The 12,555-nt window shown below is 30.7% G+C and carries 12 protein-coding genes; 3 read left to right on the top strand and 9 right to left on the bottom strand.

Features of this window, described 5'->3' with window-relative positions; all coding sequences use genetic code 11:
* Positions 1-44 precede the first annotated feature (44 nt).
* Positions 45-635: a carboxymuconolactone decarboxylase family protein gene (locus tag OLM55_RS01735; protein WP_264559697.1), complete on the top strand. Its 591-nt coding sequence runs from the start codon at positions 45-47 to the stop codon at positions 633-635.
* Positions 636-674: 39 nt separating this feature from the next.
* Here the strand turns inward: OLM55_RS01735 and OLM55_RS01740 are convergent, their stop codons facing one another.
* Positions 675-1,181 (bottom strand): hypothetical protein, encoded by a 507-nt coding sequence (locus OLM55_RS01740; RefSeq protein ID WP_264559698.1) that lies wholly within the window; start codon positions 1,179-1,181, stop codon positions 675-677.
* Between the two features lie 51 nt (positions 1,182-1,232).
* Here OLM55_RS01740 and OLM55_RS01745 point away from each other — a divergent pair, with 51 nt between their 5' ends.
* Positions 1,233-2,018, top strand: coding sequence for a DNA/RNA non-specific endonuclease (locus tag OLM55_RS01745; RefSeq protein ID WP_264559699.1), 786 nt, complete (start codon positions 1,233-1,235; stop codon positions 2,016-2,018).
* Here the strand turns inward: OLM55_RS01745 and rodA are convergent, their stop codons facing one another.
* From rodA to purH, 6 genes are read right to left on the bottom strand one after another with little or no spacing between them, the layout of a single operon-like run.
* A complete protein-coding gene (gene rodA / locus OLM55_RS01750; protein WP_264559700.1) occupies positions 2,019-3,275 on the bottom strand; it encodes a rod shape-determining protein RodA in 1,257 nt (418 codons plus the stop codon).
* The gene (gene mrdA, locus OLM55_RS01755) at positions 3,276-5,204 is read right to left on the bottom strand and encodes a penicillin-binding protein 2 (protein WP_264559701.1); all 1,929 of its coding nucleotides are present in this window, start codon (positions 5,202-5,204) and stop codon (positions 3,276-3,278) included. It abuts the gene before it with no gap.
* Positions 5,201-5,704: a rod shape-determining protein MreD gene (locus tag OLM55_RS01760; protein WP_264559702.1), complete on the bottom strand. Its 504-nt coding sequence runs from the start codon at positions 5,702-5,704 to the stop codon at positions 5,201-5,203. The genes mrdA and OLM55_RS01760 overlap by 4 nt, the downstream gene beginning before the upstream one ends.
* Complete coding sequence (gene mreC / locus OLM55_RS01765; protein WP_264559703.1) at positions 5,705-6,529, bottom strand: rod shape-determining protein MreC; 825 nt, start codon at positions 6,527-6,529, stop codon at positions 5,705-5,707.
* Positions 6,530-6,538: 9 nt separating this feature from the next.
* Positions 6,539-7,567, bottom strand: coding sequence for a rod shape-determining protein (locus tag OLM55_RS01770; RefSeq protein ID WP_264559704.1), 1,029 nt, complete (start codon positions 7,565-7,567; stop codon positions 6,539-6,541).
* 58 nt (positions 7,568-7,625) lie between these two features.
* Complete coding sequence (gene purH / locus OLM55_RS01775) at positions 7,626-9,152, bottom strand: bifunctional phosphoribosylaminoimidazolecarboxamide formyltransferase/IMP cyclohydrolase (protein ID WP_264559705.1); 1,527 nt, start codon at positions 9,150-9,152, stop codon at positions 7,626-7,628.
* A 142-nt stretch (positions 9,153-9,294) separates the two neighbouring features.
* On the opposite strand from purH, the gene OLM55_RS01780 reads away from it, so the two are divergent.
* Complete coding sequence (locus OLM55_RS01780; protein WP_264559706.1) at positions 9,295-10,545, top strand: ABC transporter permease; 1,251 nt, start codon at positions 9,295-9,297, stop codon at positions 10,543-10,545.
* Positions 10,546-10,602: 57 nt separating this feature from the next.
* Here OLM55_RS01780 and accD read toward each other — a convergent pair whose 3' ends face one another.
* Both accD and fbaA read right to left on the bottom strand, forming a co-directional pair.
* On the bottom strand, positions 10,603-11,457 hold the full coding sequence (accD, locus tag OLM55_RS01785) for an acetyl-CoA carboxylase, carboxyltransferase subunit beta (protein WP_264559707.1): 855 nt from the start codon (positions 11,455-11,457) through the stop codon (positions 10,603-10,605).
* A 3-nt stretch (positions 11,458-11,460) separates the two neighbouring features.
* Positions 11,461-12,528 (bottom strand): class II fructose-bisphosphate aldolase, encoded by a 1,068-nt coding sequence (gene fbaA, locus OLM55_RS01790; protein WP_264559708.1) that lies wholly within the window; start codon positions 12,526-12,528, stop codon positions 11,461-11,463.
* Positions 12,529-12,555 lie beyond the last annotated feature (27 nt).

Consider the following 12,555-nt stretch of genomic DNA (forward strand, 5'->3'; position numbering starts at 1 on the left):
TAATGTGGCATTTATTATTTTAGCAATAACCAAAAAAAAACTTTATGCCACTAGTTACCCCATTATCACCAGATCATGACTCAGAAACAAGAGAATTAGCTGCTTTTTTCAACGAAACTTTAGGTTTTTGCCCTAACTCAGTCTTAACAATGCAACATCGCCCTTTAATATCAAAAGCTTTTATTAATTTAAACAAAGCTGTGATGGATAATCAAGGAAGAGTGACTTCTTGTTTAAAAAGGATGATAGCCTGGGTAAGTAGCAACGCAACAGGTTGTAGATATTGTCAAGCACATGCTATTAGAGCTGCAGAACGATATGGTGCAGATCAAGAGAAATTAGACAATATTTGGGATTACAAAACACATGCTGCTTTTACAGAAGCTGAAAGAGTTGCTCTAGATTTTTCATTAGCCGCTTCAGTAATTCCTAATGCAGTAAATGAAGATATTAAAAAAGCTTTGTACAAACACTGGAATGAAGGTGAAATTGTAGAGATGCTTGGTGTTATTTCTTTATTTGGATACTTAAATCGCTGGAATGACTCTATGGGTACAATACTTGAAAGTGACGCTATTGAAAGCGGAAACCAATATTTAGGAAAAACAGGATGGGAAGTTGGAAAACACAAATAAAACAAAAAAAGCCTTGAATGTATTTCAAGGCTTTTTTAATTAATCTAATTTATCTAGCTTCTTTTCAGATTTTTTTAAATCTTCTTCTAAATCTTTAAGTTTTTCTTGTTTCTTTTTTAATTTATCAAGCCATTTAATTTCATCTTCTGGAGAAAGCTTTCCTTTCTTTTTTAGTTTTTCATACTTTTCAGTACTCTTAACTATATCTTTACTTTGCTTTGAAATTTTCTTCTTGTCTTTTGCTACATTAGCTCTTGCTTTATCAAGTCTTTTACGCTCTTTTTCTAGTTTTTTTAATTCTTTTTCAGCCTTCTTTTGCTCTTTCTCAGCTTTCTTAGCTGCTTTTTCTGCTTTAGCTAATTCTTTCTCTCTCTCTTGTTCAGCTTTCTTAGCTGCTTTTTCTTTTTCTAGGTTTGCTCTTTCTTTTTCTGCCTTTTCAATTTTTGCATTTGCAGTATTTATAGCAATACTATCTGAAACCGGCTCTTGTGCAAAACAAAATTGAAACCCTATAAACAATACAATAAAAAAATATTTTGTTTTCATATCTAGTCATTTAAAATTATATTTACAAAGTTAACAAAAACTTCATCTAAAATGTTTAAATCAAGTGTCTTTCTTTCTCTTCTATTCATCACTTTTTTTATTAGCTGTAAACAAATAGATATTGAAAATCCAGACACTACAGAAAGTAGTTTTAAAAACCCTCAAACTTTTAATTTTTTACCTACTTCTACATCTGGAAAAATATACACTCATGATGCATATAGCTTTTCTTATGTTGAGGAACACGAGCAATCTGAATGGGTAGCTTATGAACTTAATGACAGTGATTTTTCAAATAGGAACAATTTTGACAGACCCTATTTTAATCAAGATCCAGTAGTAGATACAAAATCAGCTGATTGGAGAAATTATAAAAATTCTGGTTATAATAAGGGACATCTTTGTCCGGCTGGAGACAGAAAAAAAACATACGATCTATATAAAGAAACTTTTCTTACTTCAAATGCATCGCCTCAACTTTATGATTTTAATGCTGGTATCTGGAATAGACTTGAACAAAAAACAAGATATTGGGCAACTAAAAACAATGGAATATATGTAATCACAGGCGGTGTTTTAAAAGAAAAATTAAAAACTATTGGTGATGAAAATGTATCTGTGCCAAATTATTTTTACAAGATTCTTTTAACGAAAGATAGAAAAAAAATGATTGGTTTTTTAGTACCGCATTATGAGTCTAAAAAAGCATTATATGAATATATAGTTTCTGTAGATGAAATAGAAAACTTAACTGGTATTGATTTTTTCCCTGAACTTGATGATGTTATAGAAAACGAACTAGAAAAGAACGTTAATTATAAAAAGTGGAGTTTTTAATTACCATTCATTAACTTTATTTGCATCTAGCTTTATGAAGATAAACAGCATTATTGTGAAAGCCCATAAACTAGAACCACCGTATGAGAAAAAAGGTAAAGGAACACCAATTGTAGGGAATAATTTAATTAACATTGCTATATTTACAAAGAAATGTGTAAATAAATATGTGGCTACACAGTAACCATAAACTCTACTAAACTTAGTCTTTTGATGTTCTGCTAAATACAAAATTCGTAAAAACAACGACATAAATAAGAGTATAACTACCACACTACCAACAAAGCCCCATTCTTCACCAACTGTTGTAAAAATATAATCAGTATGCTGTTCAGGCACAAATCCGCCTTTTGTTTGCGTTCCTTCTAAATATCCTTTACCAAATAATCCACCAGAACCAATTGCGATCATAGATTGATTTAGATTATATCCTTCATTTTTTAAATCTACATTATCACTTATTAAAACATCAATCCTATCTTTTTGATGTGGCTCTAAAACTTCATTATATACATAGTTTACAGAGTACGAAAATGCACTTATAACAGCAAAAACAAGTAAATATACAATAGGGTTTCTAGAAATTTTTCTATTTGTAATATAATGCAACAACATAATAACAGAGGCTGCAATTATAATATACAAAGGCGAAATAACTAATGCCGAGAAAAACAAAACGATTGCAATTACACCCGAAATTAAATACCATGAAGGCAATCCTTCTCTATTTAAAACAAAAACTAGAGACAAAAAAATCATTGCACTTCCAGCATCTGGCTGCATTAAAATTAATAAAATTGGCAAACCTATAATTGTAAAACCTATCAATTGATGCTTGGTTTTTGCTAAATTAATTTGAGAATAACTTAAGTATTTTGCTAATAATAACGCTGTACCTGTTTTAACAAATTCAGAAGGCTGAAATCCAAAACCGCCGAATTGATACCAATTAGTTTGGCCTTTAATTGTTTTTCCAAAAACAAACAAACCAAGCAACAAAATAATTCCTAAACCATAAAACACAAAACACAACTTCTCAAAAACTTTAGCATCAGTAAACAACAACGCTAAAATTAACGGAATGCTTAAACCAATAAAAAGCATTTGTCTTCCATAGGTTTGAGAGACATCAAATAAAGACGTTTCTTCTAATGGTAAAGAAGCAGAATAAATGGTCATCCAACCTCCAATTACCAATAAAATGTATAGCAACAAGGTTAACCAATCAATATTATTTCCTATACTTTGATTTTTCATTTAATTCTCTTCTTCTTCTTTTTTTGCTTCTAATTTTAAAGAAATTACTTCTGCATTAGCATCTTTAATTTGGGTAATTGGTTCGTTTCGTTGATAAATTATATTCTCTATTTTTTGATATTCATCTTGAATACTTCCGTTTAACATTCTAGTCTCTAAGTCAGTTCTAGATATTTCTCCATTTACATATTTTTCAATCATCAAAGTAGCGATAGGTCCAGCCCATCTACTACCCCAATATCCATTTTCAATAAAAACTGCAAGAGCAATTGTAGGATTTTCTGCCGGGGCAAAAGCAACAAAAATAGAATGATCTTTTAATTGATAAGTTTTCCCAGATACTCTAATTTTATTTTCGGCAGTACCCGTTTTTCCACAAATCCTTAACCCTTCAACTCTTAATCCAGAAGCTGTTCCAAAATTATAAACATCTTCAAGTCCTTTAATTACAGGATCAAAATGTTTTTTATCAATTGTACTTTGATGTTTTGTAGTAAATTTTTCGTCTAACTTTTGCCCCTTAATGCTCTTAACAATATGAGGTGTGTAATAATAACCCTTATTTGCAACAACAGCCATCATATTTGCCAATTGAATAGGCGTTGTTAAAACTTCTCCTTGACCAATAGAGTTAGAAATAATATACGAACTTCTAATTACCGCACCGTTATAAACTCTTTTATATAATTTAGAATCTGGAACCAAACCTTTTCTTCCAGTAGGCATGTCTGTTCCTAAAAACTGACCTAATCCAAAACTTTTTACATGTTTATTCCAATTATCAACACTAAAATATGAATCTTTATATTTTTCTATTGTTCGTTTATAAACATTTCCAAAATAACTATTACAAGACTTATAAATTCCGTTATTTAACTGTAGCGTATGCAAACCACAGTGACATCCCATAAACCTCCCAAAGTTATAACCATGATTACAATAAAAAGTAGTATTCTCGTCTATAACTTCCTCTTGCAATCCAATTAAACCTGTAACAATTTTAAAAGGAGAGCCCGGCGGGTATTCTGCTTGCAACCCTCTATCATACAAAGGTTTTGCAATGGAGTCGTAATATAAAGCGGTGTAATTTTTGGATCTTTGTCTACCAACTAATAATGCAGGGTCATATGTTGGTGCTGAAACTAAAGCTAAAATTTCGCCAGTTTTTGGCTCAATAGCAACAATTCCTCCTCGTTTATTTATCATTAACTCAGTACCATATTTTTGTAATTCGGCATCAATAGTTAACGTTAAGTCGCTTCCTTGTTTTGCAATAGTATCAAATTGTCCTTCTTTATAAGGGCCAATAATTTTATTGTGCTTATCTCTAAGTAAATACTTTACTCCTTTTACACCTCTTAATTGTTCTTCATATTCTTGCTCAACACCTTGTCTTCCAATTAAATCTCCACTATTATAATAAGGCTGCTTCTTAATTATTCCTTCATTAACCTGTGTAATAAAGCCAAAAATATTGGCTCCATAGTCAACTTGATAATCTCTTAAAGCACGTTTTTGAGTATAAAACCCTTCAAATTTTCTTTCTTTTTCTTGAAAAGCTGCATATTCCTTTTTATTTAACTGCGCTAAGAATACCGAAGGAAGTCTTGGGCTATAAACAATTGCTTTTTCTATTTTTTTAATAAAAAACTCTTTAGTTATTCCTAAAAGTTGACAAAATTCTAAAGTATCAATATCTTTTATTTCTCTTGGAACAACCATAATATCATAAGATGGCTGGTTTGCGACTAAAAGTTTTCCATTTCTGTCATAGATATACCCTCTCTCTGGAAATTCAAACACTTTTTTTATTGCGTTGTTTTCAGACTTCAGCTTTAATGTATCATCAATCACTTGTAAATAAAATATACGAGCGATTAATACTATTGTTGTAACAATAATAACCGATGGTAAAACAATTTTTCTCATCGTTTAGAAGGTTTAATTAAAAAGATAATTAATATACAAAAAAGCAAAGTAAATAAAGATGTTGACAAGGTTCTTAGAATAACATCAACAACTAGACTAAGTCGATAATATTCTAATGAAAAAAGAACTAAGTGATGAATTATTACTGCTAAAAAAAGAAAAGTTACTCTTTCAGGAGATAGTTTATCTGCAATTTTAACGGTTTGATATTCATAACTTAATCCAAATGAAAATTTAAACAAACTTGGTCTTACAAAAGCAAGAATTAAAGAAGCAGCTGCATGAACTCCACCTGAATTTAAAAACACATCAAGCAACAAACCAATTGCAAAGCTACTTAGTAATAAAACAGATTTATTCCCATTTACAGGATATAAAAGAATAAATAACAAATAAGGATATGGATTTATATATCCAAATAAATTAATATTATTGAATATTAAAATTTGGATGGTTAGTAAAATTATAAATCGGAATATATTTAATAAATTATTATTCACTTATTTTTTAATAGTTTCTTGTTCAAGATTTAGTTTTTCTTTTTTCTTTTTATTTTCAATAATGTAGACATAACCCAATGAGGTCATATCATTAAATAATCTAACATTAATAGTATAATAATTTGTTTTAGTATCAATAAAAACTTTATCAATTTTACCAATTGGAATGTTTTCAGGAAAAATTTCAGATTCAGCACCTGTAACTATTGAATCTCCTTTTTTTAAGGATGCCAACCTAGGGACATCAATTAACTGAACATAACCAACATTTTTACCGTCCCAAATTAAAGAACCAAAGTGATTTGAATTTTTAATTTTGGCATTAATTCTTGACTTTGTATTTAATACACTTAAAACAGTTGAGTAATTTTTAGAAGTTTTTTCAATAATTCCAATTACTCCTTTTTCATTTACAACACCCATATCTGTTTTAATACTATCTAAACTTCCAGAGTTTAAAGTCAAATAATTCTCTCTAGTATTAAAAACATTTTTAACCACTTTAGACATTCTTACGTTAAAATCTAAAAACTGTTCTATATGAAGATTTTTGTTTGGTAAAGTAGTGTCTTTTTTATTAAATAAAATTTCTTTTAATAATGCATTTTCCTCGGCAAGTCTTAAATTCTTTTCTCTCAAACTTAAGTACTCATTTGCGTTATCAATTTTTTGATATACAGCACCAGAAACACTATTTGCAGTATTTATATACTCACTTCTATGGTATGAGTGTGATTTTATAGTTAACGTTAATGAAATACCCAAAAGCAGCAAAAACAGCAATCTATAGCTGTTTTTAAATATAAAGTTTATTATTTGCTGCATTTACTTTTTTTATTTTATAAGGATACTTTTGTATTTATTAATGTTCTTAAGAGCAATTCCGGTCCCCCTAACTACTGCTCTTAAAGGATCTTCTGCAATGTAAACCGGAAGATCGGTTTTTAAGGATATTCGCTTATCTAATCCTCTTAACATAGAACCTCCTCCTGCAAGATAAATCCCTGTGTTGTAAATATCTGCAGCTAGTTCTGGAGGTGTTTGAGAAAGAGTTTCCATTACAGCATCTTCAATTCTTTGAATTGATTTATCCAGCGCTTTAGCAATTTCTCTATAAGAAACATCAACTTGTTTAGGCTTACCTGTTAACAAATCTCTACCTTGAACAGACATTTCTTCGGGAGCATTTTCTAAATCTTCAGTTGCTGCTCCTATTTGAATTTTAATTTTTTCTGCAGAAGTTTCCCCAACAAATAAATTATGTTGCGTTCTCATGTAGTAAATAATATCATTTGTAAAGACATCACCCGCAATTTTAACGGATTTATCACAAACAATACCACCAAGAGCAATAACTGCAATTTCTGTAGTTCCTCCACCTATGTCTACAATCATATTCCCTTTTGGTTGCATAATATCAACTCCAATTCCAATAGCAGCAGCCATTGGTTCGTGAATTAAATATACTTCTTTACCATTAACACGTTCACAAGATTCTTTTACCGCACGCATTTCAACCTCAGTAATTCCTGAAGGAATACATACAACCATTCTAAGTGCTGGTGTAAAAAGTCTTTTCTTTAAAGCAGGAATACTTTTAATAAAAAGGCTAATCATTTTTTCTGACGCATCAAAATCTGCAATAACACCATCTTTTAACGGCCTAATAGTTTTAATGTTTTCATGCGTTTTACCTTGCATCATGTTGGCTTCTTTACCAACAGCGATTATTTTTCCTGTAATTCTATCTCGAGCAACAATTGACGGACTGTCAATTACAACTTTATCATTATGAATTATTAAGGTATTTGCGGTACCAAGGTCAATTGCGATGTCCTCAGTCATGAAATCAAAAAATCCCATAAGCTTTTATCGGGTGTTAAATATTTAAAATAGCTACTATGTTACAAATGTAGTAAAATTAATGTTTAAAATGACGTGTTCCTGTAAATACCATTGACAAGTTATTTTCATCACAATAATTTATACTCAACTCATCTTTAATTGAACCTCCTGGTTGAATAACTGCAGTTACCCCAGCCTTGTTCGCAATCTCTACACAATCAGGAAATGGGAAAAACGCATCACTAGCCATAACACTCCCTGTTAAATCAAATTCAAACGAAGTTGCTTTTTCTATTGCTTGTCTCAAAGCATCAACTCTCGATGTTTGTCCGGTTCCTGAAGCACAAAGCTGCTTGTTTTTTGCTAATACAATTGTATTGGACTTTGTATGTTTACAAATTTTAGAAGCAAACAATAAATCTTCAATTTCCTCAATTGTAGGGGCAATCTTAGTTACTGTTTTTAAATTTTCAGCACTATCGGTGATATTATTTTTATCTTGAATTAATAAACCATTCAAACAAGTTCGTACTTGTTTTGAAGGTAATTCAACTTCATTTTGAATTAATAAAATTCTGTTTTTCTTTTCTTCTAACAATTCAATTGCATCATTATCAAATGAAGGAGCAATAACCACTTCACAAAAAAGATTGTGAATTTCTTTTGCTGTATCCAAATCAATATTCCCATTTGCAATAAGGACACCACCAAATGCTGAAGTTGGATCACCCGCTAAAGCATCAACATAAGCTTCTTTCATTGTATTTCTTGAAGCAATTCCGCATGCATTATTATGCTTTAAGATAGCAAAAGTAGGAATGTCGTTTTTAAATTCTGACATTAAATTTACAGCCGCATCAACATCTAATAAATTATTGTACGACAATTCTTTACCATTTAATTTTTTGAACATTTTATCAAAATCCCCAAAGAAAAAACCTTTTTGATGAGGATTTTCGCCATATCTTAAAACTTGTCCGTTAGCAATACTTGCTTTATAAAAAGTATCATCGGTATTAAAATAATTAAATATGGCCGTATCATAATTTGAAGAAACATGAAATGCTTTTGTTGCTAACAACCTTCTTTGCTCTAAAGTTGTATTTCCGTTTTCTTGCGTATAAAAATCTAAAAATCTTGTATAATCTTCAACCGAAGCAACAATTACTGTGTCTTTAAAGTTTTTTGCGGCAGCTCTAATTAAAGAAATTCCACCAATATCAATTTTCTCAATGATATCCGCTTCTTCAGCACCAGAAGCAACTGTTTTTTCGAATGGATATAAATCTACAATAACTAAATCCAATTGAGGAATATCAAATTCTTTCATTTGAGCAACATCGCTAGGATTGTCTTGACGGTTTAAAATTCCACCAAACACTTTTGGATGTAAAGTTTTCACTCTTCCACCCAAGATAGATGGATAAGAAGTTACATCTTCTACAGCAACAACCGGAATACCTAATTCTTTTATAAAAGATTCTGTTCCGCCAGTTGAATAAATAGTAACGTTTTTACTGTGAAGGGCTTTAACAATTGGCTCTAGACCTGTTTTATCAAAAACCGAAATTAATGCCGATTGAATTGTTTTTGTAGTATTCATTTTTGTAGTGTTGTTTTGAGTTGCAAAAGTAGTTATTGAAAACTTAACATTCAAAAGATTAAGAAGAAGTTTTTACTTTTTTTAACAATAAAAATGTAACATATCTTTACTTCAATCTACTAATACATATTCACATCAAATTATGGTTTTATATTTTAGATTACTAAAGGAAAGTTTGAGTTTTGCACTTAGCGCCCTTCGAAATAACAAATTAAGAACTCTTTTATCATTATTAGGAGTAACAATTGGTATATTTTCGATTATTGCGGTTTTAGCTGCTGTTGATTCTATGGACAAAAAAATCAAAGAAGATTTAAGTGATATGGACATGAACACAGTCTACTTAATGCGTTTTTCATTTGGCCCTTCAGAAGTTGAAAAATGGAAAAGAGAACAATTTCCAGATGTAACATATGAAGAATTTGAATTTCTAAAAAAATCGTTAAATGGAATTGATAAAATTTCATTTAATTTATTTACTAGAAATGAAAATATTAAATATGAGTCAAAAACGGTAAATTCAATTAGAGTAAAACCATCTACAAGTGATTTTTTTGAGATTGAACCAATAAAAATAGATAAAGGAAGATTATTTAATGAATCTGAATCAAATTCAGGCAGCCCTGTTATTGTTATTGGGAGTGAAGTTGCAATTGGCCTTTTTGGAGAAACCGATCCTTTAGGAAAAAAAGTTCGTTTGTATGGTCAAAAACTAACCGTAATTGGCGTCCTTAAAAAGCAAGGTCAAGGTATGTTTGGAGACAGTAGTGATATTGCTGTATTTTTTCCCGTAAACTTTTTAAGGAGAATGTATGGAGACAATAATGACATGTTAACTCCTGCTATTTTAATTAAACCTCAAAAATCTGTTGACATTGACGAATTTAAAGCAGAATTAGCTCAAAAACTCAGAACCCATAGAGGAGTAAAACCTGGAGAAATTAACAATTTTTTTATGAACGTTTTATCTGGTTTTACCGATTTTATTGACAACATTGTTGGTCAAATGAATATGATTGGCTGGGTTATAAGCGCTTTCTCTTTATTAGTAGGTGGATTTGGAATTGCTAACATTATGTTTGTATCTGTAAAAGAAAGAACTAATCTTATTGGAATACAAAAAGCACTAGGTGCTAAAAATAGATTTATTTTGTTTCAGTTTCTTTTTGAAGCAGTAATACTTTCTGTAATTGGAGGCTTAATAGGAATGTTCTTAGTATGGCTTTGTGCAGTAGGTTTAAGTGCTGCATTAGATTTTGAATTTGTATTGAGTTTTCAAAACATGTTACTTGGTACTGGTTTAGCTGCTTTTATCGGTTTAATTTCTGGAATTATTCCTGCTATATCAGCATCAAAATTAGATCCTGTTGAAGCCATTAGAACCGGAATGTAGTTTTTAAAAATAAAATTAGATAAAAAAAATCCCATTCAGTTAAGAATGGGATTTTTTTTATCTAATTTCTTGATTTAAAATTAAATCTAAATACAAGTTAATTTTATCTTTTAGCTCTTTTCTATGTGTAATAAAATCTAAAAATCCATGTTCTAATAAAAACTCCGAAGACTGAAACCCTTCAGGTAAATCCTTACCCGTTGTGTCTTTTACAATTCTTGGTCCTGCAAATCCAATTAAAGCACCTGGTTCTCCAATATTAATATCTCCTAGCATAGCATAAGAAGCTGTTGTACCTCCTGTTGTAGGATCAGTGCAAAGCGATATGTAAGGAATTTTCTCTTCTGCTAATTGAGCCAATTTTGCTGAAGTTTTTGCCAATTGCATTAAAGAATAAGCAGCTTCCATCATACGAGCTCCTCCAGACTTAGAAATCATTACAAATGGGATTTTATGTTGAATAGAATAATCGATTCCTCGAGCTATTTTTTCTCCAACAACAGCTCCCATTGAACCTCCAATAAAAGCAAAATCCATACAAGCAACAACAATATCGTTACCTTTTGATTTTCCTACAGCCGTTCTAACGGCATCTTTTAATTTGGTTTTAGCCATTGCGTCTTTTAAACGCTCATCATATTTTTTAGTATCCTCAAACTTTAAAGGATCTTTTGATGTCATTTTAGGATTTAGCTCTTTAAACTTATTGTCATCAAATAATATTTGAAAATATTCTGCACTTCCAATTCTAACATGAAAATCGTCTTCTGGACTTACCCAAAGATTTCTAGCTAGCTCATCAGTATCAATTACTTTACCTGTTGGAGTTTTATACCACAAGCCTTTTGGGACATCTTTTTTATCTTCGGTAGCCGTTTGGATACCTTTTTCTTTTCTTTTAAACCAACTCATCTTTTATAATGTGTTTATATTATTTAAATCAGCAAACGCTTGCTCTAACCTTGCGTTAAATGTTAATTCTCCTTCGCGAATCCACTTTCTTGGATCGTAATGTTTTTTATTTGGAGCATCTGCTCCATCTGGACTACCTATTTGTGTTTTCAAGTAATCCATTTTAGAAGCCATATAATCACGAATACCTTCAGTAAATGCAAATTGCAAATCGGTATCAATATTCATTTTAATTACTCCATAAGAAATTGCTTCTCTAATTTCTTCTAATGTAGAACCACTTCCCCCATGAAAAACAAAATCAATTGGGTTTGTCCCAGTATTATAATTTTTTTCTATAAACTCTTGCGAATTTTTTAAAATTTTTGGAGTTAATTTTACATTTCCAGGCTTATAAACCCCATGAACATTACCAAAAGCTGCTGCAATTGTAAATCTTGGACTTACTTTCATTAATTCCTCATAAGCATAAGCAACTTCTTCAGGTTGAGTATATAATTTAGAGCTATCTACATCTGAATTATCAACACCGTCTTCTTCTCCTCCTGTAATACCTAATTCAATTTCAAGCGTCATTCCCATTTTGCTCATGCGCTCCAAATATCTTTTAGATATTTCAATATTTTCTTCGATAGGCTCTTCAGATAAATCTATCATGTGAGAACTATATAAAGGCTTTCCTGTTTCTTTAAAGTGAACTTCAGAAGCATCTAATAAACCGTCTATCCAAGGCAACAAATTTTTAGCGCAATGATCTGTATGTAAAATAACTGTAGCTCCATAAGCTTCAGCCAATGTGTGTATATGTTTTGCGCCGGCTACAGCACCTAGAATTGCAGATTTTTGATTTTCATTTGACAAACCTTTACCCGCATTAAATGAAGCTCCACCGTTAGAAAACTGAATTATAACCGGAGCATTTAGTTTTGCAGCTGTTTCCAAAACACCATTTATAGTACTTGAACCAGTAACATTTACAGCTGGTAAAGCAAAGCCTTTTTCTTTAGCATATCTAAAAATTTCTTGTACTTCATCTCCAGTTGCAACACCTGGTTTTATTGAATGGTTCATAGTTGTTTAATTTGTTTATTTGACAAA

Source organism: Flavobacterium sp. N2270, assembly GCF_025947225.1.
In the GTDB taxonomy this organism is placed as follows: Bacteria; Bacteroidota; Bacteroidia; order Flavobacteriales; family Flavobacteriaceae; genus Flavobacterium.